Below are 26,109 nucleotides of genomic sequence, written 5' to 3'. Positions count from 1 at the left end.
GTATTACAGCGAGTAGGAATTAATTTAGCGAAGCGTTTTTCAGGCATAAAAAAACCGCAACGAGTGCGGTTTCTTAAATTCTATTGGCTTTTAAATTAAAGACCTGCGCGGTCTTTAATAACAGCGATTAGTGGTGAACCACCGTGGCCGTTTGCTTCAGCCCATGCGATGTCTGCACCGTCTTCTAAAGAACTTTTAGATAAGTTCTTAACGATGTATTCACCTGTATCTGCTGCGCCGCTTTCGATTGCATGACGAAGCATGTTATTACCATTACACTGTACAGCATCAAAGATGTTACGGATTTTAACACGTGAGCTCTTAAGCTTATCACGTAAACGGTTTTTATCATCTGCTGCAATATACTCACAGATTGAAACCGCTAATTGATCATCAGCTTTTGCTGGTGCTGTATACGCAACTGACGCTGAAACAACAGCCGCTGCAAGTAACATATTTGGTAACTTCATCATATTTTGCCCTTATGTAATACTTTCTTCTTACCAAGATTGTGTAATATTGTACCAACTAATTAATTTTACCGCAATAATGTTACGAATTTTTGTACAGGGTTACAAACGTATACGAGTAAGGGTTTTTGTTATCAGGCTGATGCTGTTCTTGCTCGACAACTGTCCAATTAGCAACACTTTCGTAATCTGGGAACTGCGTATCACCGCTCACTTCAAGATCGATGAATGTTAAGTATAGTCGATCTGTCTGAGATAGAAATTGTTCGTAGATATTTCCGCCACCTATAATCATAACTTCTTCAACATCAGCAACCAATGCCAGCGCAGCCTCTGGTGAAGTAACCACCTCAATGCCTTCTGCTGTGTAATCAGCATTGCGCGTGATAATAATATTTTGACGTCCAGGTAAAGGGCGACCAATCGATTCAAACGTCTTACGGCCCATAATAACAGGCTTTGCCATAGTTACTTTTTTAAAGTGCTGTAGATCGGCGGGTAAATGCCATGGCATTTGGTTGTCTTGGCCTATTACTCGGTTATTTGCCATAGCAGCAATCATTGAAATTTTCACACTAAACCTTAATACTTTTTTCTTATTAATAAAAAAGGAGCGCATGGCTCCTTTTCAGTTTAAAATTTTATCGTTGGTAGATAACTTCTACATCGTAGTCATCATCATCCCAGTCGTCATCCCAATCATCATCATCTTGAGATGTTGCTTTCTGATGATAAGTATCCCACTTAAATTCAACTTCTTCTTTCTCTTCTTCAGCGAATTTCTCTTTCGGCATACTATCAAGCAGCGCCATAATGTCATGACACAATGCTTGGGTATTTTGCTTGTTTGCAGCAGAGATACGGTAAACATTAACCTCTTCACCTAGCTCTTCGGCAATTTCATTACACAGTGCTTCGGCTTCATCTTCTGGCAATAAGTCGATTTTGTTAAATACTAACCAACGCGGCTTTTCAGCAAGCTTAGGGCTGTATTGGTGTAGCTCGTTAATAATCGCAAAGGCATTATCAACTGGGTTAGTACCATCAACTGGCATAATATCAATAATATGCAGTAATACACGACAACGCTCTAAGTGCTTTAAGAAGCGAATACCCAGACCCGCACCTTCTGAAGCGCCTTCAATAAGACCAGGAATATCTGCAATAACAAATGATTTATTCGCATCTGGGCGTACTACACCAAGGTTAGGAATAAGCGTTGTAAATGGGTAATCAGCCACTTTTGGTTTTGCCGCCGAAACACTACGGATAAATGTTGATTTACCAGCATTAGGTAAACCCAGCAAACCAACATCGGCAAGTAGCATTAACTCAAGGCGTAAGCTGCGAACTTCACCTGGAGTACCCAACGTCTTTTGACGAGGTGCACGGTTAGTACTTGATTTAAAACGTGCATTTCCCAAGCCATGGAAACCACCTTTCGCAACTACAATTTTTTGACCATGTTTAGTCAGATCACCTAATGACTCTTCTGTATCAACGTCTGTAATACGCGTACCAACAGGTACCTTAAGCGTTAAATCAGCGCCTTTTTTACCTGTCATGTTACGGCTTTGACCATTAGTGCCGCGCTCTGCTTTATGAAAACGCTCAAATTGATAGTCAATCAACGTATTTAAGTTTTCATCGGCTTGTAGATAAACGCTGCCGCCATCGCCGCCGTCGCCGCCATCAGGACCGCCATCTGGTACATATTTTTCACGTCGGAAAGATACGACACCGCTGCCGCCATCACCCGCGTCACAACGAATTTCTACTTCATCTACAAACTTCATGATTACTCACTTTAAGATTGGCTTGTTAATAACTCTATTATATACCTAAGTGCCCTATTCAGCACCCAATGCCAAGGCGCTTAGGTATATATTTATGCGCCTCAAAACAAAAAACCCCGCAAAGGCGGGGTTTTTCAAATATCGAGATGATTACTCAGCTACGATATTTACGTATTTACGGTTTAAAGGACCTTTCTGTTCGAATTGAACTTTACCATCTGCTTTTGCGAAGATAGTGTGGTCTTTACCGATACCTACGTTTGCGCCAGCGTGGAAACGAGTACCACGTTGACGAACAATGATGCTACCCGCTAGAACTGATTCGCCACCAAAACGCTTAACACCTAGGCGTTTGCTTTCTGAATCGCGACCGTTACGAGTACTACCAGCTGCTTTTTTATGTGCCATTTCTCAGTACCTCTAATTAAGCGCTAATGCCAGTGATTTTAACTTCAGTGAACCATTGACGATGGCCCATTTGCTTACGAGAATGCTTACGACGTCTAAATTTAACAATCTTAACTTTCTCACCGCGACCGTGTGAAACAACCTCAGCTGTTACTTTACCACCGTTTACGAACGGTACACCGATCTCGATTTTCTCACCATCAGCAACTAAAAGTACTGAATCAAATTCAACTGCTGCACCAGTTTCAACGTCTAATTTCTCAAGACGAATTGTTTGACCTTCAGTCACACGGTGCTGTTTACCACCACTTTGGAAAACCGCGTACATAATTAACTCCGTCTGTGCGCCCTCAAATCGACGCAACTAAAATATTCTTCAATAGGGCGCGAAGTTTACGCTAATGTGCAAAAACTAGCAAGCCTCTTTTTCGATAAAATGAATAAAAAATAGCTGCATTGAGAGCAATTCAATATTTTCCCCTATTCTATCCTAAAAACACCACATGCCAAGCGGTTTTTACGATCTCATGACAATTAAATTACGCTAATAATACGCACCTTTAAAATTCAAAAAGCTGATCACTTATTAATCAAGGTTATAAATTTATGTCAGCAAAATTGATCTGAAATAAAAAACTTTACAGTGTTTTTTTAATGAATCATCACAAAATATCGAGCAAGCGCTTTTTTTGTTGTACAATCAGCCCCGTATACCCATAAATATTGGCTCGGAGATCAATGGATATAAAAGCTATCCAGACGTTAATCGAAAATGAAATGGATGACGTCAATCAACTTATACACGCCCAAATGCGCTCAGATGTCGCATTGGTTAACCAACTCGGTTTATACATAGTAAACAGCGGTGGTAAGCGCGTTCGACCTATGTTGGCCATTTTAGCGGCAAAAGCACTCGGTTATGAGGGCAAAGACCATATTACGCTTGCTACTATCATCGAATTTATTCATACCGCGACATTACTGCATGACGACGTTGTCGACGAGTCACATTTACGCCGTGGTACACCAACAGCCAATGCTGAATTTGGTAATGCAGCGAGCGTTTTGGTGGGTGACTTTATCTATACACGTTCATTTCAGTTGATGGTTGGCCTAGGTAAAATGTCAATTATGCAAATTCTAGCTGATGCAACGAATGTTATCGCTGAAGGCGAAGTATTACAGCTAATGAACTGTAATGACCCAGACACGACAGAACAAAGCTACATGCAGGTTATTTACAGCAAAACTGCAAAATTGTTCGAAGCCGCAACTGGCCTTGCTGCAATTATTACCGAGCAAGATGAGCAAACCCTTGAAGCATTAAACTTATACGGTATGCATCTTGGCACGGCATTTCAATTAGTGGATGATGTACTTGATTACAACGCCGATGCTGAGCAACTTGGTAAAAACATTGGCGATGATTTAGCTGAAGGTAAACCTACCCTACCGCTTATCTACGCAATGCAAAAAGGCACCCCAGAGCAAGTGAAGCTAATTAGAGACGCTATTGAGCTTGGCAATGGTATGGATCACTTAGAGAGCATTCTAGCAGCATTAGCTGACACTAAAGCGCTTGAGTTTGCAATGCAAAAAGCTGAGCAAGAAGCTGACAAAGCGATTGCTTGTATTGCTTTCTTACCAGACACACCGTACAAACAAGCATTAGAGAGTTTGGCACGCATCGCCGTTGCCCGCGATCATTAAACGCTATTTATTCGAGCCATTAAAAAAGCCTGCATATGCAGGCTTTTTTGTTTTCGGCGATTTAAAAAACCGCCTATCATCTGTCGGAATTAACCGTTGATGAAATCAACACCTTCTTGGATGTCTTTGTTAAGAGTAGCTAGCATGTCGTTTTTAGCTTGCTCTTCGAATGCACTTAACTCACCGTAAGAAAGGATTTCTTCAACGCCGTTTTTACCTAAACGAACTGGGTGTGCGAAATATGCTGCGTCACCGTTTTCAACTGCAACGTATGCGTAATCAACAACTTCTTCACCTTGTAAGCCTTTAACTAAAGACATACAGAAGCGTGCTGCTGCAGCACCCATTGAAAGAGTCGCTGAACCGCCACCCGCTTTAGCGTTAACAACTTCAGTACCTGCGTTTTGGATACGTGGAGTTAATGCTGCAACTTCTTCGTCAGTGAAAGTAACACCTTCAACTTGAGAAAGAAGAGGAAGGATTGTAGTACCTGAGTGACCGCCGATCACTGGAACTTTAACGTCAGTTGCGCTTAAACCTTTAAGTTCAGCAACAAATGCTTCTGAACGGATCACGTCAAGCGTTGTGATACCGAATACACGGTTAGCATCGTAAGTACCTGCTTTTTTGAATACTTCAGCAACAATTGGCACAGTGCCGTTAACTGGGTTAGTGATGATACCCACTAACGCTTTAGGACAGTTTCTAACGATGCCTTCAGCTAATGTTTTGATGATACCTGCGTTTACGTTGAAAAGGTCCGCACGGTCCATGCCTGGCTTACGTGGCATACCCGCTGGGATAAGAACGATATCACAACCAGCTAATGCTGCGTCTAGGCTGTCAGCACCAAAGCCTTCAACTTTAACGTCTGTTGGGATGTGAGAAAGATCAACCGCTACACCAGGAACAACAGGGGCAACATCGTATAACGATAATTCAGAACCTGCAGGTAAACTTGTTTTTAATAATAAAGACAATGCTTGGCCGATACCGCCAGCTGCGCCTAAAACAGCAACTTTCATTGGAATTCTCCGTAATTTGAGGTAGGAAATATTTGTGGCCCTAAAGATAATGAAATTAGCGACTAAAAACAAATTTATCCTGCTTATTTCGCGTATAATTTCGACCATAGTTGTAAACTTAGCTGTAAAGACACAGCATTTTGGACGACATTGTAAACTAATACTGCATAAATATGCAGAGTTGTGTAGAATTACTCCACATTTGATGAATAAAGAAACGAAAACATGCAACCACAAGACAAACAAGAAGCACTGATCAAAGCGTTTAAAGCGCTATTAAAAGAAGAAAACTTCGGCTCACAAGGTGAGATTGTCGAAGCATTAAAAGAGCAAGGCTTTGATAATATTAGCCAAAGTAAAGTCTCTCGCATGTTAAGCAAGTTCGGTGCGGTACGTACTCGCAATGCAAAACAAGAAATGGTGTATTGTTTACCGGCTGAAATGGGTGTGCCAACAGCGAAAAGCCCGCTTCGCCAACTTGTTATCGATATTATGCATAACGAAATGATGATTATTATTCGCACTAGCCCAGGCGCAGCACAATTAATTGCTCGCTTACTTGATTCACTCGGTAAGGCGGATGGTGTACTAGGTACGATTGCAGGTGACGACACTATTTTTATCGCCCCTGCGAAGATTTCTGAAATCGATGTCACGCTTGAGCGCGTGCGCACTTTATTCGATACCGTTTAAAGTTGCTTTAAGAAGTTTACTGACGGGGCGAAAAAAGCAGATCCCATATCGGCTTGAGTAAAATCGAGCCAATGATCATAGCAATCGCCCTGCCCTAAGCGACTCTTTAATACCTGTTCAAACGCATCCCCTTGCGCAGCACACGAAACCATTAAAATTCCCTGCTTATGCACATCACCAAATGGCATGCTTTGGTTTAGCAATAGTGGCTGGCCATGCTCATCTTTTAATTCACTACGAACCGCATGACTGGTTTCTACAGCAGGCACAATCAAGGTGTTATCTAAACGCGTGCGCCCCATGATTTGCTCTTGCTCAGACAACGATAAATGCTGCCAGACACTCAAATCATGCACAAAGCGCTGAACATGGATATAACTGCCTTGGTCTTCAAAGTGACCCGGTTTATCGATAAGTGCTGTACTACGCTTTTGGCGACCATGCGGCGTATCACCCGCATAGATAAAGCCGTTAAAATCACGCCCGTCTAAAAATCGAAAATTACGAACCTGCTCCACCAGCTCAACATCCGGTGTTAATAATTTTAGGATTTGCAGGGCAAATAGATGATTGACATCTTCGCGGTCTGAGCGAATTTGTACAAACAAATCAAATGGCTGGGCACTAATCACATGCTCACTGTGAGTTACATTCGGAAAGCTTTGCAATTGACTAGGAATAAACTCGGGCAAGATATGCGGCCAATACTGAGCACCAAGGGCAACCACGCACGACAGCATGGCTTCTGAGAACTGATCAGCAAACTCATCTTGAATGACGCTGACGCGTTTTAGTTTTTTACGTAATGACTCATCATGGCCATCGTAAACATTAAAAAACAGGTGCAAACCATGTAAGTTTGCTTCAGCACAAATCCCAGATTGCGCTTGCGCCATAGTGAATCCTTAGCTTCTCGTTATTTGCACAAAGCCAAGGATTCAAGATTGTTATTTAGTACTAATCATGAAAAAAATTGACTGTGTGCGGCATTATTTTTATTTTTACAGGCTGCTCAACAGCTAACACGCGATCTTGCTCTGCGGCAACTTCACACTCTTGCCCTGCAATATTGATACGGTACACATAACGCGTGCCGATAAAGCGTCTTTGCAAGATAGTTAAACTGTTTGCGTCACTGTGCGCAGCTTCACACAACTGAATATGGTGCGGTCTTATATACACTTGACCTTGCTGGCAATTAGTATTGCTTACCGTCAATGACTGAACCACACCAAACGCCGTTTCGTATTCAGTTGGCGTTAATACTTTTGCCGTTAAGTATATGCCCGTACCAAGAAACTCTGCAACCACCTTTGAGTTAGGTTGACTAAATAACTGCTCCGGAGAGCCCTGTTGGGCGATTTTTCCACCATGCATAACAGCAAGCGTGTCAGCAAATGCGAAAGCTTCTTCCTTTGAGTGAGTAACAAATACCGCAGAAACCTGCTGAGCTTTAATAATGCGGCGTATATCGGCGATAAGCTCAAAACGTACTTGTGTATCAATATTCGAAAATGGCTCATCAAGTAATAATAAACTTGGTTTGTAAGCAAGTGCACGGGCTATTGCCACTCGTTGCTGCTGGCCACCTGAAAGCTGATGCGGGTATCGCTGTGCACAACCATCGAGTTTAACAAGGCTAAGCATTTCATCTACACGCTCGCGCTTTTGTGCTTTGCTCATGTTGCTAAGGCCAAACGCAATGTTGTCGCTCACCGTTAAATGAGGAAACAGCGCATAGTCTTGGAACATCATGCCAATATTACGTTTTTCCGGTGCAACAAACAGCCCGCTATCGTTGACCACTTTAGAATCAATACTCATATAGCCTTGCTCAGGCTGTAAAATCCCGGCAATTGCCTTTAAGGTGGTGGTTTTGCCGCAGCCACTTGCGCCAAGCAAACAGACGATTTCATCTTGTTCAACATTGAGGTTTAGTTCACTCAAAACCTGAGTCGCATTGTACTGATAAGCTAAGTCTTTAATTATCAAATGACTCATGAGTGATTTTGCTCCATCGAACGATTAACGAAATACAAAGGGATTAACCCAACTAACACGATAAACAAGGCCGAAATTGACGCAAGCTCCAATTGCTCATCACTAACATATTGAAAAACATGGGTGGCCAGCGTTTCAAAATTAAAAGGTCTAAGTAATAGAGCGGCCGGTAATTCTTTCATGCACTCAATAAACACTAATAAGCCAGCTGTTAAAATGCCGCGCTTTAATAGCGGTAAATGTACTCGCCAAAGGGTTTGTAAGGGCCCTTTGCCCATTGATTGGCTGGCCATATCAAGTGAAGGGCTAATACGTAAAAAACTGCTTTCAAGTGCGCCATGTGCAATCGCATAAAAACGCACAACGTAAGCAAAGATCATCGCAAATAAAGTGCCACTTAAAAGTAACCCCGGTGATAAACCAAAAGGCTCAAGCCAATTATTTAATGCATCATCCAGCTGTGTTAATGGCAGTAATACGGCAATCGCTAACACAGTACCAGGTAAGGCGTAGCCAGTACTTGCTAAACGCCCTGGGATCAAAGGGCAAGCTTGTTTAGCAATGCGCTGATAAAACAATACCAATAAGCTCAATAGGATAGTTGCAATGCTCACCACAACAGCCACTTTAAAACTTTGCCAAGCGTAATTAAAAAATGCCCCATTCCATGCTTCATCTGCATAGACAATGGCGTATTTAACTAACACCCCAACCGGTAGGATAAAAGCCAATACCAGCACAACGGTGCAAGCCAAGCTTGCAGCCCACGCCGCACCGCCTTTTAAGCGATACAAGGTTGCGCTGTTAACGCTTGACTGACGTTCATACACAGCTTGATTACGACGACTAAAACGTTCAACCATGATGGTTAAAAACAAAATCAGTAACATAATGCCTGAAATTTTCGCCGCCGCGGTTAATGAGTAATAGCCAAGCCACGTATCGTATACAGCGGTAGTGAGCGTACTTACAGCAAAGTAATTGACGGTAGCAAAATCAGCCATGGCCTCCATACTGATTAATATAACCCCTGCCACAATCGCCCCACGACCAAGAGGCAAACTAACGCGTAAAAAACTTTGTAATGGTGAGAGGCCCATCAGCTGACTAGCTTGCACTAGTTTAAAAGACTGCTCTCTGAGTGCCGTTTTAAAAATTAGGTATAAGTAAGGATAGAGTACCAAGGCAATCATAAAAATAGCCCCAGTCAATGTACGAATATCAAAAAACCAGTAATCGTCTGGTGATTGCCAACCAAACCAGTCTCTGAGTGCGAGCTGTACAGGCCCTGCGTACTCAAGTAAGTCGGTATACACGTAGGCGATAAGATAAGTTGGCATTGCTAAAGGCAGCATTAACGCCCATTCAAATTGCTTACGCCCAGGAAAGTCACAATATGCAGTTAACCAAGCTAACGGCAATGCAATTACACAGCTTAACAGCCCTACCCCTGCAATGAGTATGAGTGTATTACGGGTATAATCCCACAGCACCGTATCGAAAAGGTGCTGAAATACATCTGAATCCCCTTGCAGAGATTCAAATAACAAAAAGCCTAATGGCGTAACAAGCAACAGGCCAATAAGCCAGGCTATAAGCTGCCAACGCGACAGCGAAAACTTCACATGCATAAGTGGATTAATACCAGATAAAATAAAAGCTGTTAAAAAACAGCTTTTATAAAATTGTGTAACGAGGAATGTTCTCGTTATAAATCAAACTTTACTTCATCAATCAGCTTCAGTGCCACAGGGCGATATTTGCTGATCTCATCAAGAGGAAGAGTGTCTTCTTTAAACTCACCCCATGATGCAACCATCTCAGATAATGCAACCCCTTGCTTTACAGGGTATTCCATATTCACTGAAGCATACATATTTTGCGCCTTATTGTCGGTCATATACTCAATCAGTTTCAAGGCATTTTCAGGGTTTTTAGCATAACGGGTCATAACAACGCCCGATACATTGATATGAGAACCTCGGTTTGTTTGGTTAGGAAAGTTAATATAAACCGCTTCAGCCCATGATTTTTGCTGCTCATCTTGCATCATTTTACCAAAATAGTAGCTGTTGCCTAACGCCAGATCACATAAACCTTCTTTTACTGCTTTGACTTGCGCTCTGTCATTCCCTTGCGGCTTACGTGCTAAATTGGCTTTAACCCCCTCAAGCCATTGCTTAGTTTTTGCTTCGCCATGGTGAGCGACCATAGAAGCAACTAAACCTAAATTGTATGGATGTTTGCCAGAGCGAGTACAGATTTTACCTTTGTATTTTGGGTCCGCTAAATCTTCGTAAGTTAGCTCTGCAAGTGCACCAACGCGCTCTTTTGAAGAGTAAACATTACGTACGCGTTTAGTAAGTGCTATCCACTGACCATCTGCATCGCGAAAGGTGCTTGGCACATTCGCGTTTACCACATCACTATTGATTGACTGCGTTAAACCTAAATCTTCTAGTTGAATAAGTGCACTAAAATTTGAAGTTAATACTAAATCAGCCTTACTGTGTTTACCTTCACGCTTAACACGCTCAATCAGCCCTTTTTTTGCAAATACCACATTAGTTTTAATGCCTGTTTGCTTGGTGAAATCGTCCAAAATAGGTTGAATTAAGAACGGTTGGCGAAACGAGTAAATATTTACTACATCAGCAGCAAATGCTGGCGCAGTTAAAAATGCGCTAAGTAATACAAAGGCTGTTTTTTTCATTTTATTACACCTAAATAATAACAATTATCAAAATATTTTACCTAGAGTTAGGGCAAAGTGCACCCGTTTAAACTCATAAATAAACTAACCAAGCTGCCATTTGGGAATTTACATGTAAGACATATCTCACCCGCATGGCAGTTATTGAGTAAAAAGCACCAGAAAACACTACACAAAAACCCATAACCAGCTGAAATAAAACAACTTAGTTTAAATGACAATAAAATAACCAGCAGTTTAAACAAGATTTTGACCTACTCAGCGCTTCCTATTTCTCTATAATTACTTACATCAACTAAGCAAGAAGCTTAATGAGTAGATGGATAAGGAAGCATTACTCATAAAACCGCGGAATAAGGTTCATTAGGAGAATAAGGAATCAAGGACAGGCTCAGGAAGAGTAACGCAATGGAGTGACAACCTACGGACAACATCAGGATGATGTGGAATGGCATAACAGCAGGACGTTGTTATACAGGAAGTTCAAAAAGTGGAATAAAGGACAGGCCGTTAGGGCATCGCAATGGATTTGCAAGTAAAGGGATAGTGTCAGGATGGCACGTAAGGGAATGGTAAAGTAATTACCAGCAAGGATGTAAAGGACTAATAAGGAAACAAGGCTGGATTGCCTTATATTGCACAGAACCAATAAGTAAAGTGTAATCGCATGGATTGGCAAAGTTTAGGGAGTTGATTAGATTCAATTGCAGGATGCAAAAAATTAAGAAGATTCCGCAAGCGCGACTAGTGATAGTACGCGCTTTTCTTTTGCCTACAATTTAGTAAAGAGTTATTACTCCGGTCGCCCCTTATTTCGCTTACCAAGCAGGTAGGCATCTCTGAACTTAATAAAATGTTGTTCTAGCTTTTGAGTAGCGTCTTTCTCACCCGCAAGGGCAAGTACCATAATTGCCACCTCAGCGGTGCCTAGTTGATGTTCGTGTGGAGCTACACGTAATCGATAATCCGAGAGCTTTTCAGGTGTGATTGAAAGTACGGGTAAATTATCCAGATAAGGACTTTTACGGATCATTTTCTTTGCTTCGCGCCAAGTACCATCTAAAAAGATAAACAACGGACGCTTACCTTCAACAGGAGTTACTTCGGTGATCACCCGTACTTCGTCGTCAACATCGCTGGCAGGGAAAATAACCATTGGTTGATACTGAGGATCCGCCAACAAGCTCAGTAAGGCATCATCAGGATTCGTTCGATCCCATTTAAAGGCATAGTTTTCTGGCACGATTTCAGCAATTAAACGGCCAGTATTTGACGGCTTAAAACTCTCATTGTGATACATAAGTAAACAGACTGCGGCATCGCACTTTGCCTGCTCAACGCCGTCACAAATACAATAGTGCTCGGCTAATAAACATCGCTCACAACGTGTTAGTTTTGCTCCTCGCGCTTTAAATTCACGACGAGACTCAGCCATTTGTTGAGTGCGAAGCACTAACACGGAATTATTTGAGATAGTAGCCACTGTATTTACCAGAAAATTAAACGGCGCGTATTGTAGCTAAAAATATGGGGAATAGATATTAATCTAAGTGGTTAGTGGTTAGTGGTTAGTGGTTAGTGGTTAGTGGTTAGTGGTTAGTGGTTAGTGGTTAGTGGTTAGTGGTTAGTGGTTAGTGGTTAGTGGTTAAACAAGTATAATTCATTTCATGTATGACAAACTTTTGTTCAATTGCAAAAAATAAAACCACTCTCTCGATCAACTAACGTCTAACATCTGATATCTAACCTCTAAGAAAGCAAAAAACCCAGCCAAAGCTGGGTTTTTAAAACGATTAGTCAAAAGAACTTACTTCTTTTTAACTGCCTTTTTGTTTGGAAGGTCAGTGATTGAACCTTCGAAGATTTCAGCAGCTAGACCGATTGATTCGTTTAATGTTGGGTGAGCGTGAATAGTTAACGCTAGGTCTTCACCGTCTGCGCCCATTTCAACTGCTAAGCCGATTTCACCTAGCATTTCACCTGCGTTGATACCAACCATAGCACCACCGATAACACGACCAGAGTCTTTATCGAAGATTAGCTTAGTTTGGCCTTCAGTACGTGCTGAAGCGATTGCACGACCAGAAGCAGCCCAAGGGAATACAGCAGTTTCGATGCTTAAGCCTTGCTCTTTAGCTTCTTTTTCAGTTACACCAACCCATGCGATTTCTGGATCTGTGTATGCGATTGAAGGGATGCACTTAGGATCGAAGAAGTGTTTCTGACCAGAGATAACTTCTGCAGCAACATGACCTTCGTGAACCGCTTTATGTGCAAGCATTGGTTGACCAACGATATCACCGATAGCGAAGATGTGACCAACGTTTGTTTTAAGCTGCTTATCAACATTGATGAAACCACGCTCATCAACATTAACGCCTGCTTTATCAGCGTCAACAAGCTTACCGTTAGGTGTACGACCTACCGCAACAAGTACTTTGTCGTAACGTACTGCGTCAGCTGGTGCATTTTTACCTTCGAATGAAACGTATAGACCGTCTTCTTTCGCTTCAACACCAACAACTTTAGTAGAAAGCATTACGTTGAACTTATCTTTAACGTAACGTTGGTAGATTTTGATAACGTCTTTATCAGCTGCTGGAACTAATTGATCAGCAAACTCAACTACGTCAATTTCAGAACCTAGCGCACGGTATACAGTACCCATCTCAAGACCGATGATACCACCACCTAAAACAAGTAGTTTCTCAGGAACGTCTTTAAGCTCTAGTGCACCTGTTGAGTCAATTACACGGTCATCTTCAGGGATGAAAGGTAAGTTAACAGGTTGAGAACCTGCTGCAATAATAGCATTGTCAAAAGTGATTGTTGTTGTACCGTCAGTACCTTCAACAGCAATTGTGTTGCTGCCAGTGAATTTACCGTAACCGTTAACAACTTTCACTTTACGCATTTTAGCCATGCCGTCTAGGCCGCCAGTTAATTGACCGATTACAGACTCTTTCCAAGAACGGATTTTGTCTAGGTCGATTTCAGGCTTGCCAAAAGTAACGCCGTGAGATGACATTTCTGCAGCGTCATCGATCACTTTAGCTACGTGTAAAAGTGCTTTTGAAGGAATACAACCCACATTTAGACATACACCGCCTAATGTGTTGCGAGATTCTACCAATGTTACTTCTAAGCCCAAGTCAGCAGCACGGAAAGCCGCAGAATAACCACCAGGACCACCGCCTAGTACAACAACTTGAGTTTTTAATTCGTTGCTCATGCTATTACCTTAAATGTTTGAACGGGACACTGCCCCTATGTTTAACTGCCATGTTTCTGCAAGGCAGAAAGGGAGAGCAGATATCTATACCAAGATTGTTCTATGGCAAAGATTGTATCATTGCCAATGGTAAAAATCCCAGCAAAAAACACCTTGCTGGGATTTGATTCTTATAATTTACGAGACGATTACATCACTAGTTGACGAATATCGCTCATGTAGCTTGCTAGCGTCACAGTAAAGCGTGCTGCTAGGGCACCGTCAATAACCCTATGGTCGTATGACATTGATAATGGAACCATTAATTTAGGTTCAAACTCTTTGCCATTCCACTTAGGTTTCATTTCTGACTTAGATACACCCAAGATAGCAACTTCAGGCGCATTCACAATTGGTGTGAACGCTGTACCACCGATACCACCAAGGCTTGAGATTGTGAAACAACCGCCTTGCATATCTGATGACGTTAGCTTGCCGTCACGTGCTTTCGCAGAAATTTCCATTAACTCACGAGAAAGCTCAATGATGCCTTTCTTATCTACATCTTTGAATACTGGAACAACCAAACCGTTTGGCGTATCAACAGCAACACCGATATTGATGTACTTCTTCAAGATTAAGCTTTCGCCATCTTCAGACAGTGAAGAGTTAAACGTTGGGAATTCAGCAAGTGCTTTAGCCGCTGCTTTCATTACAAACACAAGTGGTGTGATTTTAACACCCAACTTTTTCTTCTCAGCAAGCGCATTTTGCTCTTTACGGAATACTTCCAGGCTTGTGATATCAGCTTCGTCAAACTGTGTAACATGCGGGATTTGCACCCAGTTACGGTGTAAGTTAGCGCCTGATAGCTTTTGAATACGAGAAAGTTTTTTCTCTTCGATTTCACCAAACTTAGCAAAATCAACTTTAGGCCAAGGAATAAGACCTAGCTCGCCGCCACCGGCATTACCTTTACCTGCAGATAGTTGACCTGACTCAACTTTCTTCACAAGATCTTTCACGTAGTTTTGTACGTCTTCTTTCACGACACGATTCTTACGACCTGTGCCTTTTACGTTCGCTAGGTTAATACCAAACTCACGCGCTAAACGACGTACAACTGGCGATGCATGTGCATAGGCTTTGTTATCTGCAAAACCTTCGTTGCTTGCAGATGCTGACGCAGGCTTTTCAGCCGCAGGCGCTTTTGCTGCAGGTGCAGGCGCTGCTTCAGTTTTTGCAGGAGCAGGCACCGCTGCAGCTGGCGCACTACCGGCTACTTCAAATACAAAGATAAGTGAGCCAGTTGATACTTTATCGCCAGCTGCTACTTTGATTTCTTTAACAGTACCAGCAAATGGTGCAGGTACTTCCATTGATGCTTTATCGCCTTCAACGTTTAAGATTGATTGATCTTCTTCAACCTTATCGCCAACAGCAACCATCACTTCGGTTACTTCAACTTCATCACCACCGATATCAGGCACGTTTACTTCTTTAGTACCAGATGCCGTTGCTGCCGGAGCCGCTTCAGCTGGCGCTGCTTCTGTTGCAGGTGCTTCAGAGCCGCTTGATGCTGTTTCAAAAACGAAGATTAAAGAGCCAGTTTTCACTTTATCGCCAGTCGCGATTTTGATCTCTTTAACAGTACCAGCAAATGGTGCAGGTACTTCCATTGATGCTTTATCGCCTTCAACGCTTAATAAAGATTGCTCTTCTTCAACCGTGTCACCTACCGCAACCATGATTTCAGTTACTTCAACTTCATCATCACCGATATCTGGCACAGTCACTTCCTGTGTAGCAGAAGCTGAAGATGCAGCTGCTGGAGCAGGTGCTTCTTCTTTCGATTGTGCTGGCGCAGCAGCTTGTTCTTCACCTTCGAAGATCATGATAAGTGAACCGGTCGTTACCGTATCACCTTCAGCTACTTTAATTTCTTTAACCGTACCTGCTTGTGCAGCAGGTACTTCCATTGATGCTTTGTCGCCTTCAACCGTTAATAACGATTGGTCAACCTCAACCTTATCACCAACGCTAACAAGGATTTCGGTTACTTCAACGTCATCGCCACCGATATCTGGTACTTTAATTTCAATACTCATTGGAACCTCTTATGCGTATAGCGGGTTAACTTTGTTTGTGTCGATGTCGAACTTCTTGATTGCTTCAACAACCACTGACTTCTCAACTTCACCACGTTTAGCAAGCTCAGATAATGTTGCAACCACAACATAGCCCGCATTAACTTCGAAGTGACGACGTAAGTTTTCACGGCTATCAGAACGACCGTAACCATCAGTACCCAACACTTTATAGTTGCTGCTTGGTACAAATGAACGAACTTGTTCTGCGTAGTTCTTCATGTAGTCTGTTGCAGCAACAGTCACTGCATCTGTTAATGCATTTGTGATGTAAGCAGTCTTTTGCTCTGCTTCAGGGTTAAGCATGTTGAAACGTTCAACATCTTGACCGTCACGTGTTAACTCGTTGAATGACGTTACAGAGAATACATCTGAACCAATACCATACTCTTCGCTTAGGATTTGTGCCGCTTTACGCACTTCAATCATGATAGTACCTGAACCTAGTAACTGTACTTTCGCTTTCTCGCCAGCCACAGTTTCAAGTTTGTAGATACCTTTACGAATACCTTCTTCAGCGCCTTCTGGCATTGCTGGTTGATGGTAGTTTTCGTTCATTAGCGTTAGGTAGTAGAACACGTTTTCTTGGTCTTCACCGTACATGCGACGAATACCGTCTTGCATGATTACCGCTACTTCGTATGCGAATGTTGGGTCATAAGAAATACAGTTAGGAACTGTGTTAGCAAGAATGTGGCTATGACCGTCTTCGTGCTGTAAACCTTCACCGTTTAGTGTAGTACGACCTGCCGTAGCACCTAGTAAGAAACCACGTGCTTGCTGGTCACCAGCCATCCACGCCATATCACCTACACGTTGGAAGCCAAACATTGAGTAGTAGATGTAGAATGGGATCATTGGTAAATCGTTAGTGCTGTATGATGTTGCAGCAGCAACCCATGATGACATTGCACCTAACTCATTGATACCTTCTTGTAATACCTGACCTGAAGTTGCTTCTTTATAGTAAGAAACGATGTCGCGGTCTTGCGGCGTATAGTTTTGGCCATGTGGGTTATAAATACCGATTTGACGGAATAAACCTTCCATACCAAATGTACGCGCTTCATCGGCGATGATAGGCACGATGTTTTTACCAATGCCTTTGTCTTTTAGTAACACGTTAAGTGCACGAACAAAGCCCATTGTTGTAGATATGTCACGTTTTTGCTCTTCAAGTAACGGCTTGAACGCGTCAACTTCTGGTAATACTAATTTTTCAGAGAAGTTAGGAATACGCTTCGGCGTGTAACCTTGTAGTGCTTCACGGCGAGCGTGAAGGTACTTGTGCTCTTCTGAACCTTCTTCAAGCGTTAAGTATGGTAGATCAGCTAACTGGTCATCAGAGACAAGATCTTGTAAACCTAGACGTGAACGTAGGTGTGCTACGTGCGTCATGTCCATTTTCTTAACTTGGTGCGCGATGTTTTTACCTTCAGCCGCTTCACCCATGCCGTAACCTTTTACAGTTTTAGCTAGGATCACAGTTGGACGGTCTTTGGTTTCTTCCGCTTTTTTGAATGCAGCGAAAAGTTTTGAAGGCTCATGACCACCACGCTTAAGTGCGAAGATCTCTTCATCAGTCATATCAGCAACAAGCGCAGCTGTTTCTGGGTAACGACCAAAGAAGTGTTCACGAACGTATGCACCATCTTTTGCTTTATAAGTTTGGTAATCACCGTCAATCGTTTCGTTCATTAACTGCAGTAATTTACCTGTTGTATCTTTAGCAAGTAGGATATCCCAACCACTACCCCATACAACTTTAATCACGTTCCAGCCTGCGCCTTTGAATAGGCCTTCAAGCTCTTGAATGATCTTACCGTTACCCATTACTGGGCCATCTAAACGCTGTAGGTTACAGTTGATTAGGTAACATAGGTTATCTAGCTTCTCACGCGCGCCGAAAGAGATTGCACCACGTGATTCTGGCTCATCCATCTCACCGTCGCCTAAGAAAGCGTACACGCGTTGGTTTTTAGTGTCTTTTAAGCCACGACCGTCTAGGTATTTTAAGAAACGAGCTTGGTAGATTGAGGCAATTGGACCAAGACCCATAGATACCGTAGGGAACTGCCAGAATTCAGGCATTAATTTAGGGTGTGGGTATGAAGGAAGACCTTTACCATCAACTTCTTGACGGAAGTTATCAAGTTGCTCAGCAGTTAAACGACCTTCAACAAATGCACGTGCATAGATACCTGGAGAAATGTGACCTTGGTAATAGACTAAATCACCGCCATCAACATCGTTTGGTGCTTTGAAGAAGTGGTTAAAACATACTTCATAGAATGCCGCTGAAGACTGGTAAGACGCCATATGGCCGCCTAAGTCTAGATCTTTTTTCGACGCACGTAATACGATCATGATCGCATTCCAACGGATGATTGAACGAATTCGACGTTCAATGTTTACGTCACCTGGGTAAGCAGGTTCTTGATCTACCGGAATGGTATTAACGTAGTTAGTGGTTGTGCCAGTAGGCATATCAACACCGTCTAAACGGGCTTGCTCTAACACTTGCTCAAGTAAGAATTGAGCACGTTCAACACCTTCTTCACGCACAACAGACTCAAGGGCTTGTAACCACTCTTGTGTTTCTAGCGCGTCTACGTCAATTTTATTGACTTCAGACATATGGAGGTTTCCTTATGTTTAAAATACTAATTATTTTAATAAATCTTAAAATTAAGTAGTTAACTAAACTTAGCTAATCACTTGCTTAATGTTGTTTGGTGCGTCTTAAACTACGTTCAATTCGCGAATGCTCTTTGCCAGCCTCAAGTAAGGCTTCTTCGATAAAGGCTAAGTGAGCATTACTAGCAAGACGTGCTTGCTCTGGGTTTCCTTCAATAACCGCATCCATCAACAGTCGTCTATGTTCTGCGAGCTGCTGGCTGATCTGTGGTTTTTTTAACAGTACAGTTAAATTCTGTAATACATTTTGCTCTAGCAAGGCCTGCATACCACGTACTAAATGTAGCAGTACAACGTTATGAGACGCTTCTGCCACACTAAAATGAAATGCATTTATTGCTTTTGCTTTTTGCACAATGTCGTCATTAACGAGCGCAATGTTGTCAAAGCTTTGTTTTACTTTTTTGAAGTCATTCGTCGTGCCACGCATAGCTGCATAATATGCTGCAATTCCTTCAAGGGCATGACGAAATTCGAGTAAATCAAATTGTGACTCTGGATGCTTACTAATCAAATCAAAAAGCGGATCAGTGAGCCCCTCTTCAAGCTGATTTTTTACGAACGTTCCGCCTCCTTGACGACGCGTTACTAACCCCTTGGCTTCTAGCTTTTGAATCGCCTCACGCAGTGAAGGTCGCGATACTTCAAATTGTTTCGCTAATTCACGTTCCGGAGGCAGCTTTTCGCCTGGCGCTAACGACCCCTCAAGAATCATATTCTCAAGTTGTTGTAAAATTACATCAGATAATTTTGCTGCTTTAATCTTTAAAGACATTTATTAACGTCCGCATTGTTATGCGCTAACCCCATAAATATCGGGTATTTAGCCTTGTGTTTTGACCAAAAAGGTAAATTGGTCATACCAAATTTGTCGCATACGTTATCAAAAACCCGTATTTCTGTCAATTTCACTACGTTCAGCGCCTAGTTACACCCTAACGTAATTCGTCTAAAGATTAAACAGTATGGATTAAAGTGGCTTTTTCTGAAGGAAAAAACAATAAAAAAGAAATGGTCAGACCAGATTGGCGAACAAAGCTATTTAGAGGTAAGGTTTTAGATGTTAGTTGAATTGAGCAGCTTTGTAGCAGCGGGTTTACCCCGCGACAAAACTCGTAAACACCTATAAATCAAAACGCGATATAAAATCGCGCCTACGCCAAGCCACCAAATAAAGTAAGTGCTGCGATGATCACCAAAAAGAACAATACGTTTCTTTTTACAAGCTTCATCATGCAAGTAGCTTCATAAGTACAGCCAAAATGTTGCTGCTCAATTTGCTCAGCAGCAAGTGCGGTTTGTGTAACAACTTTTCGGTTACTCACTGAAAAGTCGAGCACATACTTCAGCCAACAACTGGTACCTTTATTAAAGTTACCAATCACTAAATAACCAAAGCTTGCAACCCGAGCTGGTAACCAATCGAGCCAAAACAGTAAGCTATGTACTAGTTTAAAACGCTTAGCATAGGCAACACTGTGATCATCCCTTACTTTGTCAGCAAAAGTACGAACTAATGCGTAAAGCACCGCGCCAGGCACACCTAAAACCACAAACCAAAAAATAACTGCACAATAAAAGCGAAAATTTAGCCAAGCTAAAGTTTGGCCAAAAGTCTCACCTTGAGGGTCGTCTTCTGTTTTCTTTTGACCCATTTGTAATGCATATAAGGTAGCTGCTTCTTGGTCGTTGCGGGTTAACGCATTTAAGTAAGACTTATATAAAGCACGTTGCTTAGCACAGCCAAAACAAACTAGTAGTACAGCAACATTCACAGCCAGCTGCCAGATGATAAATTCGGATAGTTGATAGATTAATGCAACAGCCACTACAGGTAACATTAACCAAATCAAAAAGCCAATTGGCGAATTAAATAAGCCTTTTTCTGAGAGTTGCTTTTGCGAGTGCTTAAGATAGGTATTGGCATAAAAACCGATTTGCCAGTAGTTAGCTCGAGCCCCTAAACGCTCAATTACCAAAGCAATAATTATTGAAATTAAGATCATGCTTTTACCTATATCCTTTAACTAAAACACTAAATCAAAATAGTATTGCCAATCAAAACTCGCTCCAGGGTCAGTTTTTCTGCCCGGTGCAATATCACAATGGCCAACAATGCGCGAACGGTTTATGTCAGGGTACTTTGCCATCAACGCCTTAGTCACTAAGTGTAATGCATTATACTGGGCTTGGGTATACGCCAAGGTGTCGGTACCTTCAAGCTCAATGCCCACACTAAAATCATTGCAGCGCTCTCTGCCTTCAAACGTTGAGATACCAGCGTGCCAAGCTCGTTTTTCAAAAGGCACGTACTGAATAACTTCACCAGTGCGACGAATAAAGCAATGCGCAGAGACTCTTAAGCCTTTTAAATCAGTAAAGCTTTCGTGCGCCGTACAATCAATTGCCCCCATAAATAAATCATCAACATAAGGCGTTGCAAACTGCCCTGCTGGCAATGAAATATTATGAATAACTAGTAATGACACCTCGCCCTCAGGGCGCTCATCGTAATGTGTACAGGGCCTTTGTAACACATTGTTTAATTGGCCCAATTCATTTATATGCATATTAAAAACTAACGATGACAATAAAGTTAAATAGTGTAAAGGGTTAAAATCTCAGGGTCTAGTTGCTTTGATTCAATCACTTAAAGTAAGAGTAAGGATACTTTACTATGACCGATCTTTGTCTTCTATTAAGGGGTTAAACATAGTAAAATTTCGCCAATTTATTAATAAACAATGAGCTTTAGACATGTCAGTCCCTCACACTTTAATTAGCCAACTGGTAAAACTCGCCCTTGATGAAGATTTAGATTACCAAAGCTCAAATGACGGTGATATTACCGCGCAACTAATTCCAGAAAATGAGCTAGCTAATGCTAAAGTAATTACTCGTGAAGACTGTGTATTTTGTGGTAAAGACATTATTTTAGAAGTATTTAAGCAAGTTGATCCTTCAGTTGAAGTTGACGTAGTCGTAAATGACGGTGACAAAGTAGCTGCAAATAGCACACTTTTTACAGCATCTGGCTCAGCTCGTGCTATTTTAACTGCAGAGCGCACTGCTCTTAACTTTGTACAAACCCTCTCTGGTACAGCAACAACAACAGCTCATTATGTAAAAGAGCTTGAGGGTACGACTACACAGCTGCTCGACACGCGTAAAACAATTCCAGGATTACGTGCGTTACAAAAATATGCTGTAAAATGTGGCGGCGGCGCGAATCATCGCATCGGTCTTTTTGATGCATTCCTAATTAAAGAAAACCACATTGCTGCCTGCGGGGGTATTGATAAAGCTGTCGCTCAAGCTAAAGTAAACCATCCTGCCAAGCCAGTTGAAGTAGAAGTAGAATCACTTGATGAACTTGAACAAGCGATCACTGCGGGAGCTGATATCATCATGCTCGATAACTTTACTGTAGAGCAAATTCAACAAGCAGTTGTGCTTACAGATAAGCGAGCAAAGCTTGAAGTATCAGGCAACATGACACTTGAAACTTTAAAAGCCTATTCACAGGCCGGTGTTGACTTTATTTCAAGTGGCGCACTTACAAAAAATTTACAATCAATCGATCTTTCAATGCGATTTAACGGCTAAAAATTCTTTTATACGTATTTAATGTTTTACCTAATTCGTTGACAAGAAAATAAAAAAAGCATTAAATACGTCAAAAGCCTGAACAGATAACAAAAAATCAATATCTTTTTAGCGCTTTTGACTATTTTGTATACGCACGTCCTGAACCTACACAAGATTGCAATCAATTCAATAAGTTCCTGCAAGGATGCGGTGTCTATAAATAGTACAAATATGTGTAACTAAGCTTATTTTACATCAAACAAAGGTAGGAAAGTTCTGAAAAACTGCTTACTGAACAGGAAAATAGCTTCCAAAAACATTTATTGATGCTAAAGTAAATTTATACACGCTTAACCAGTAAGGTTTTTACTACTTTGTTAACATTTAAGCGTTAATAAAAGTTGTTTTAAGTAAAACTGTAAGATTTATCCTGTAAATTAAGCAATGGTTTTACAACGCTGAAGTTACAGCTAAACTTACTAAATCATCATATCCTTTAGGAGAGGAACAAATGACACAACAAAACCAACAGGGTTTCACCCTAATTGAATTAATGATTGTAGTTGCAATCATAGGTATTCTTGCTGCAGTAGCTCTTCCTGCATACTCTGACTACCAAGCATCATCAAAATTAACAGCTGGTCTAGCTGAAATTACTGGTGCAAAGACAGAGTTTGAAATCAAGAAAAACAACGGTGAAACAATTTCTAGCGTTTCAGATCTTAAAAGCATCAAAAACACTTCAACGAAAAATTGTACAATTACAGCATCTGACTCAACAATTGTTTGTACTATTGTAAATGCACCATCACAACTAGCTAGCGCAGTTGTAACTTGGACTAGAGATAATTCTACAGGAGCTTGGACTTGTGCGACTACAGGCTTGTCTACTGATAACAAAGATTTAGCACCAAAAAGCTGCCCACAGTCTTAATACTTAGCTTTGTTAAAGTGCCTTTTCAGAGGCACTTTAACTTTTCAAGATGAAAACATTTCCTTTTATAACAACTCTTTGTGTATTTTATTTCTTTTTAACACTTCTACCATTTATTCCAGTATATTCTTTTGATTATCATAATCACCAAAGAATATTACAAGTAATTTTACTGTCTTTAAGTTCCATAACTTTTTTAATAAAACTCAGCGCACGCAAAAAACAGCTTTCAACTCCCATAATAAGCAAACTAATATACCTATTTATCATAATGGGGGTTATTTCATCTATTTTATCAAAAGAAGAAAATTTCAGTTTATTTTATACAATTCACTTTTCTTTCCTCTTTATACTTTCTTTAGCAGTATTTAATGACGAAAGTAAGAAGAGAACTCTCTATTTTATAGTCTCTATTGTAATCATTCATAGCATCCTGGTATTAGTTTGCTTTTTGAATGTAATTTTCTCCATTGCTGACCAAGTACAGCTTAACCCATTTGTAATCTATCAAAATTTCATCAACATTCGATTTTTTAATCAAGTTCAAGTTTTCATAATACCTTTACTAATATTCTTATTGAAACATAAGGATGTTAAACGCGTAGTATGCTTTTTTCTTACTTTAAACTTTCTCTTAATGTTTATAGGGCATGCAAGAGGTGCTTTATTAACTTTTATTATTATTTTATTGCTATCTCAACTTTTTGATAAACATCAAAGAAAAGAGTACCAAATTGCATTTGTTTGCCTTTTAATCGGTTTTTTAAGTTATTACACCTGTAATGTACTTTTCAGCTTCGGAGAAACTTCTTTAAATACAAGCTCTTCAGGCAGGTTATTCATATGGCAAGAAACTATTTCTGAGTTCACCTGGCAACAACTTTTTATAGGCAATGGACCAGGAGTATTTCAAATCTCATTAGAAGGTCGAGCCCCTATGAGCCACCCTCACTCTTCTGTTATAGAGATTATTAACGAATGGGGCTTTTTAGCATTTATTTTTTTATCTTTAGCTATTTATTTAACAGTTAAAAATGCTGTCACTTATCTTGTAGTAAATAATGAAGACAGTTCGTCAAAAGCACTACTTTACTCCTTCATCTCTGGCCTTATATATTCTTTGTTATCAGGAGTACATGTAATGCCAGTTTCACAAACGTTACTATTTATTATATGGGGTCTACTGCTGGCTCGAACTTCAAATAAAGCTCTAGCATTAGTTAAGTTTAAAAGATGGAAATTAGTTTTTTTTGCTATCATAATAGCCGCAGTGTGGTATTTTTATGGATGGGTGGCTTTAGAAACCTATCAAAAAATGAACCCTGATACAGGTTATATAATTGGGCCAAGGTTTTGGTCTATCGCTCATAGATTATGAAATATAACAATCTAAACTTTCAGAATAATATTTTAAAACATTACAATAAGATGGGTTTTATCCATGGCTAAAAAACAGGAAGATAAAGACCTAGATACATTCCAATGGGTAGGTGTTAATGCTAGGGGTAAAAAGCTGGAAGGAGAGCTAACAGGGAGTAGTATTGCTCTAATTAAAGCTCAGTTACGTAAACAAGGTATTACACCATCAAAAGTAAAGCGTAAACCAAAACCTCTTTTCGGCATTAAAAGTGTACAAAAAATAACCCCTAAAGATATCGCATTAATTACTCGTCAAATTGCAACTATGCTCATGGCCGGTGTACCTTTGATTCAATCAATCGAGCTTATAGCATCAGGTGCGAAAAACAAAAGTGTTGCGAAATTAATGGATGAAGTTGGTGATGAAGTGAAAGCCGGTGTACCACTTTCTCAAGCTCTTCGAAAGCACCCTCGTTACTTTGATGACCTTTACTGCGACTTAGTTGCTTCGGGTGAACAATCTGGTGCGCTTGATAAAATATTTGACCGTGTTGCTATATACAAAGAAAAAGCCGAGGCATTGAAGTCAAAAATAAAGAAAGCTATGTTTTACCCTATTTCAGTAATTGTCATAGCTGTCATTGTTACTTCAATCCTTTTAATTTTTGTTGTACCACAATTTCAAGATATTTTTAGTGGCTTTGGTGCTGAATTACCGAGTTTCACTTTAATGGTGATTGGTATTTCGGAATTTCTACAAGAATACTGGTGGATAATACTCATCGCTTTTGTTGCATTTGGTTATGCATTTAAAGAAGCATTAATTCGCAGCAAAAAATTCCGCGATGCTAACGATAGAGCCATATTAAAACTTCCTGTCATTGGTATGATTTTGAATAAAGCAGCAGTTGCTCGCTATGCTCGTACTTTATCAACCACCTTCGCAGCTGGTGTGCCCTTAGTTGATGCGCTTGATTCTGCCGCGGGCGCTTCAGGTAATGCAGTATACCGTTATGCAATTTTAGAGATAAAAGCCGAGGTAAGTTCAGGTAACTTAATGAACTGGGCGATGAAAAACGCTAAGATCTTTCCTGATATGGTTGTACAAATGGTGGCTATAGGTGAAGAGTCTGGCTCACTTGATGGTATGCTTGCTAAAGTGGCAACGATATATGAGCAAGAAGTCGATGATGCCGTAGATGGTTTATCAAGCTTACTTGAGCCTCTAATTATGGCTGTTTTAGGTGTGCTTGTTGGTGGTTTAATTGTTGCTATGTACTTGCCTATATTCCAATTAGGTTCGGTGATTTAAACATTGCTGTAAGTTGTAAGTTAAATTCCAAACACTAGTTGATAG

The 26,109-nt window shown here is 40.9% G+C and carries 23 protein-coding genes; 6 read left to right on the top strand and 17 right to left on the bottom strand.

Annotated elements, in window-relative coordinates; translation table 11 throughout:
• Nucleotides 1-95 precede the first annotated feature (95 nt).
• The 5 genes from P4S60_RS02175 to rplU form a co-directional block, all read right to left on the bottom strand.
• Nucleotides 96-473, bottom strand: coding sequence for a DUF3718 domain-containing protein (locus tag P4S60_RS02175; RefSeq protein ID WP_063702967.1), 378 nt, complete (start codon nt 471-473; stop codon nt 96-98).
• A gap of 79 nt (nt 474-552) precedes the next feature.
• Nucleotides 553-1,032 (bottom strand): type 3 dihydrofolate reductase, encoded by a 480-nt coding sequence (gene folA, locus P4S60_RS02170; protein ID WP_442961493.1) that lies wholly within the window; start codon nt 1,030-1,032, stop codon nt 553-555.
• A gap of 79 nt (nt 1,033-1,111) precedes the next feature.
• Complete coding sequence (cgtA, locus tag P4S60_RS02165) at nt 1,112-2,266, bottom strand: Obg family GTPase CgtA (RefSeq protein WP_063702966.1); 1,155 nt, start codon at nt 2,264-2,266, stop codon at nt 1,112-1,114.
• 150 nt (nt 2,267-2,416) lie between these two features.
• Complete coding sequence (gene rpmA, locus P4S60_RS02160) at nt 2,417-2,674, bottom strand: 50S ribosomal protein L27 (RefSeq protein ID WP_054551015.1); 258 nt, start codon at nt 2,672-2,674, stop codon at nt 2,417-2,419.
• 16 nt (nt 2,675-2,690) lie between these two features.
• Nucleotides 2,691-3,002 carry a 50S ribosomal protein L21 gene (gene rplU / locus P4S60_RS02155; RefSeq protein WP_036965957.1) on the bottom strand — a complete coding sequence of 104 codons (312 nt, stop codon included), beginning with the start codon at nt 3,000-3,002 and terminating at the stop codon, nt 2,691-2,693.
• Between the two features lie 410 nt (nt 3,003-3,412).
• On the opposite strand from rplU, the gene ispB reads away from it, so the two are divergent.
• Nucleotides 3,413-4,384: an octaprenyl diphosphate synthase gene (gene ispB / locus P4S60_RS02150; protein ID WP_337114860.1), complete on the top strand. Its 972-nt coding sequence runs from the start codon at nt 3,413-3,415 to the stop codon at nt 4,382-4,384.
• Nucleotides 4,385-4,473: 89 nt separating this feature from the next.
• Here ispB and mdh read toward each other — a convergent pair whose 3' ends face one another.
• Nucleotides 4,474-5,409, bottom strand: a complete 936-nt coding sequence (gene mdh / locus P4S60_RS02145; protein WP_105181340.1) for a malate dehydrogenase — start codon at nt 5,407-5,409, stop codon at nt 4,474-4,476.
• A 225-nt stretch (nt 5,410-5,634) separates the two neighbouring features.
• On the opposite strand from mdh, the gene argR reads away from it, so the two are divergent.
• On the top strand, nt 5,635-6,102 hold the full coding sequence (argR, locus tag P4S60_RS02140) for a transcriptional regulator ArgR (RefSeq protein ID WP_063702957.1): 468 nt from the start codon (nt 5,635-5,637) through the stop codon (nt 6,100-6,102).
• On the opposite strand, the gene P4S60_RS02135 is transcribed toward argR, so the two are convergent.
• From P4S60_RS02135 to ampD, 11 genes are all read right to left on the bottom strand, one after another.
• Nucleotides 6,099-6,998 carry a Dyp-type peroxidase gene (locus P4S60_RS02135; protein WP_054562779.1) on the bottom strand — a complete coding sequence of 300 codons (900 nt, stop codon included), beginning with the start codon at nt 6,996-6,998 and terminating at the stop codon, nt 6,099-6,101. The two genes, argR and P4S60_RS02135, sit on opposite strands and share 4 nt — an antisense overlap.
• A 61-nt stretch (nt 6,999-7,059) precedes the next feature.
• Entirely contained in the window at nt 7,060-8,103 is a 1,044-nt protein-coding gene (locus P4S60_RS02130; protein WP_337114859.1) for an ABC transporter ATP-binding protein, read from the bottom strand.
• On the bottom strand, nt 8,100-9,734 hold the full coding sequence (locus tag P4S60_RS02125) for an ABC transporter permease (protein ID WP_337114858.1): 1,635 nt from the start codon (nt 9,732-9,734) through the stop codon (nt 8,100-8,102). The genes P4S60_RS02130 and P4S60_RS02125 overlap by 4 nt, the downstream gene beginning before the upstream one ends.
• 77 nt (nt 9,735-9,811) lie before the next feature.
• Nucleotides 9,812-10,816: a Fe(3+) ABC transporter substrate-binding protein gene (locus P4S60_RS02120; protein WP_337114857.1), complete on the bottom strand. Its 1,005-nt coding sequence runs from the start codon at nt 10,814-10,816 to the stop codon at nt 9,812-9,814.
• A 793-nt stretch (nt 10,817-11,609) separates the two neighbouring features.
• The gene (locus tag P4S60_RS02115) at nt 11,610-12,251 is read right to left on the bottom strand and encodes a tRNA-uridine aminocarboxypropyltransferase (RefSeq protein WP_337116812.1); all 642 of its coding nucleotides are present in this window, start codon (nt 12,249-12,251) and stop codon (nt 11,610-11,612) included.
• Nucleotides 12,252-12,623: 372 nt separating this feature from the next.
• The gene (gene lpdA, locus P4S60_RS02110) at nt 12,624-14,048 is read right to left on the bottom strand and encodes a dihydrolipoyl dehydrogenase (RefSeq protein WP_063702946.1); all 1,425 of its coding nucleotides are present in this window, start codon (nt 14,046-14,048) and stop codon (nt 12,624-12,626) included.
• 188 nt (nt 14,049-14,236) lie between these two features.
• On the bottom strand, nt 14,237-16,135 hold the full coding sequence (aceF, locus tag P4S60_RS02105) for a pyruvate dehydrogenase complex dihydrolipoyllysine-residue acetyltransferase (protein WP_337114856.1): 1,899 nt from the start codon (nt 16,133-16,135) through the stop codon (nt 14,237-14,239).
• Between the two features lie 9 nt (nt 16,136-16,144).
• On the bottom strand, nt 16,145-18,811 hold the full coding sequence (gene aceE / locus P4S60_RS02100) for a pyruvate dehydrogenase (acetyl-transferring), homodimeric type (RefSeq protein WP_337114855.1): 2,667 nt from the start codon (nt 18,809-18,811) through the stop codon (nt 16,145-16,147).
• Between the two features lie 85 nt (nt 18,812-18,896).
• Complete coding sequence (gene pdhR / locus P4S60_RS02095; protein WP_036965924.1) at nt 18,897-19,646, bottom strand: pyruvate dehydrogenase complex transcriptional repressor PdhR; 750 nt, start codon at nt 19,644-19,646, stop codon at nt 18,897-18,899.
• Nucleotides 19,647-20,025: 379 nt separating this feature from the next.
• On the bottom strand, nt 20,026-20,877 hold the full coding sequence (gene ampE, locus P4S60_RS02090) for a beta-lactamase regulator AmpE (RefSeq protein ID WP_337114854.1): 852 nt from the start codon (nt 20,875-20,877) through the stop codon (nt 20,026-20,028).
• Between the two features lie 21 nt (nt 20,878-20,898).
• Nucleotides 20,899-21,441 carry a 1,6-anhydro-N-acetylmuramyl-L-alanine amidase AmpD gene (gene ampD / locus P4S60_RS02085; RefSeq protein ID WP_337114853.1) on the bottom strand — a complete coding sequence of 181 codons (543 nt, stop codon included), beginning with the start codon at nt 21,439-21,441 and terminating at the stop codon, nt 20,899-20,901.
• Nucleotides 21,442-21,628: 187 nt separating this feature from the next.
• Here ampD and nadC point away from each other — a divergent pair, with 187 nt between their 5' ends.
• The 4 genes from nadC (at nt 21,629) to P4S60_RS02065 (ending at nt 26,064) form a co-directional block, all read left to right on the top strand.
• Nucleotides 21,629-22,477, top strand: coding sequence for a carboxylating nicotinate-nucleotide diphosphorylase (nadC, locus tag P4S60_RS02080; RefSeq protein WP_337114852.1), 849 nt, complete (start codon nt 21,629-21,631; stop codon nt 22,475-22,477).
• Between the two features lie 493 nt (nt 22,478-22,970).
• The gene (locus tag P4S60_RS02075; protein ID WP_337114851.1) at nt 22,971-23,393 is read left to right on the top strand and encodes a pilin; all 423 of its coding nucleotides are present in this window, start codon (nt 22,971-22,973) and stop codon (nt 23,391-23,393) included.
• 49 nt (nt 23,394-23,442) lie between these two features.
• On the top strand, nt 23,443-24,771 hold the full coding sequence (locus P4S60_RS02070; protein ID WP_337114850.1) for an O-antigen ligase family protein: 1,329 nt from the start codon (nt 23,443-23,445) through the stop codon (nt 24,769-24,771).
• Between the two features lie 63 nt (nt 24,772-24,834).
• Nucleotides 24,835-26,064, top strand: coding sequence for a type II secretion system F family protein (locus P4S60_RS02065; RefSeq protein ID WP_105174901.1), 1,230 nt, complete (start codon nt 24,835-24,837; stop codon nt 26,062-26,064).
• Nucleotides 26,065-26,109 lie beyond the last annotated feature (45 nt).

This window comes from Pseudoalteromonas sp. Hal040, from assembly GCF_037162425.1.
In the GTDB taxonomy this organism is placed as follows: Bacteria; Pseudomonadota; Gammaproteobacteria; order Enterobacterales; family Alteromonadaceae; genus Pseudoalteromonas; species Pseudoalteromonas gelatinilytica.
This window is presented reverse-complemented; position numbering and strand designations above follow the sequence as displayed.

What these genes read in the sequence shown, in the direction of transcription:
- P4S60_RS02175 (WP_063702967.1), bottom strand. Translation starts at nt 473, where the DNA reads ATGATGAAGTTACCAAATATGTTACTTGCAGCGGCTGTTGTTTCAGCG.
- folA (WP_442961493.1), bottom strand. Translation starts at nt 1,032, where the DNA reads ATGATTGCTGCTATGGCAAATAACCGAGTAATAGGCCAAGACAACCAA.
- cgtA (WP_063702966.1), bottom strand. Translation starts at nt 2,266, where the DNA reads ATGAAGTTTGTAGATGAAGTAGAAATTCGTTGTGACGCGGGTGATGGC.
- rpmA (WP_054551015.1), bottom strand. Translation starts at nt 2,674, where the DNA reads ATGGCACATAAAAAAGCAGCTGGTAGTACTCGTAACGGTCGCGATTCA.
- rplU (WP_036965957.1), bottom strand. Translation starts at nt 3,002, where the DNA reads ATGTACGCGGTTTTCCAAAGTGGTGGTAAACAGCACCGTGTGACTGAA.
- ispB (WP_337114860.1), top strand. Translation starts at nt 3,413, where the DNA reads ATGGATATAAAAGCTATCCAGACGTTAATCGAAAATGAAATGGATGAC.
- mdh (WP_105181340.1), bottom strand. Translation starts at nt 5,409, where the DNA reads ATGAAAGTTGCTGTTTTAGGCGCAGCTGGCGGTATCGGCCAAGCATTG.
- argR (WP_063702957.1), top strand. Translation starts at nt 5,635, where the DNA reads ATGCAACCACAAGACAAACAAGAAGCACTGATCAAAGCGTTTAAAGCG.
- P4S60_RS02135 (WP_054562779.1), bottom strand. Translation starts at nt 6,998, where the DNA reads ATGGCGCAAGCGCAATCTGGGATTTGTGCTGAAGCAAACTTACATGGT.
- P4S60_RS02130 (WP_337114859.1), bottom strand. Translation starts at nt 8,103, where the DNA reads ATGAGTCATTTGATAATTAAAGACTTAGCTTATCAGTACAATGCGACT.
- P4S60_RS02125 (WP_337114858.1), bottom strand. Translation starts at nt 9,734, where the DNA reads ATGCATGTGAAGTTTTCGCTGTCGCGTTGGCAGCTTATAGCCTGGCTT.
- P4S60_RS02120 (WP_337114857.1), bottom strand. Translation starts at nt 10,816, where the DNA reads ATGAAAAAAACAGCCTTTGTATTACTTAGCGCATTTTTAACTGCGCCA.
- P4S60_RS02115 (WP_337116812.1), bottom strand. Translation starts at nt 12,251, where the DNA reads ATGGCTGAGTCTCGTCGTGAATTTAAAGCGCGAGGAGCAAAACTAACA.
- lpdA (WP_063702946.1), bottom strand. Translation starts at nt 14,048, where the DNA reads ATGAGCAACGAATTAAAAACTCAAGTTGTTGTACTAGGCGGTGGTCCT.
- aceF (WP_337114856.1), bottom strand. Translation starts at nt 16,135, where the DNA reads ATGAGTATTGAAATTAAAGTACCAGATATCGGTGGCGATGACGTTGAA.
- aceE (WP_337114855.1), bottom strand. Translation starts at nt 18,811, where the DNA reads ATGTCTGAAGTCAATAAAATTGACGTAGACGCGCTAGAAACACAAGAG.
- pdhR (WP_036965924.1), bottom strand. Translation starts at nt 19,646, where the DNA reads ATGTCTTTAAAGATTAAAGCAGCAAAATTATCTGATGTAATTTTACAA.
- ampE (WP_337114854.1), bottom strand. Translation starts at nt 20,877, where the DNA reads ATGATCTTAATTTCAATAATTATTGCTTTGGTAATTGAGCGTTTAGGG.
- ampD (WP_337114853.1), bottom strand. Translation starts at nt 21,441, where the DNA reads ATGCATATAAATGAATTGGGCCAATTAAACAATGTGTTACAAAGGCCC.
- nadC (WP_337114852.1), top strand. Translation starts at nt 21,629, where the DNA reads ATGTCAGTCCCTCACACTTTAATTAGCCAACTGGTAAAACTCGCCCTT.
- P4S60_RS02075 (WP_337114851.1), top strand. Translation starts at nt 22,971, where the DNA reads ATGACACAACAAAACCAACAGGGTTTCACCCTAATTGAATTAATGATT.
- P4S60_RS02070 (WP_337114850.1), top strand. Translation starts at nt 23,443, where the DNA reads ATGAAAACATTTCCTTTTATAACAACTCTTTGTGTATTTTATTTCTTT.
- P4S60_RS02065 (WP_105174901.1), top strand. Translation starts at nt 24,835, where the DNA reads ATGGCTAAAAAACAGGAAGATAAAGACCTAGATACATTCCAATGGGTA.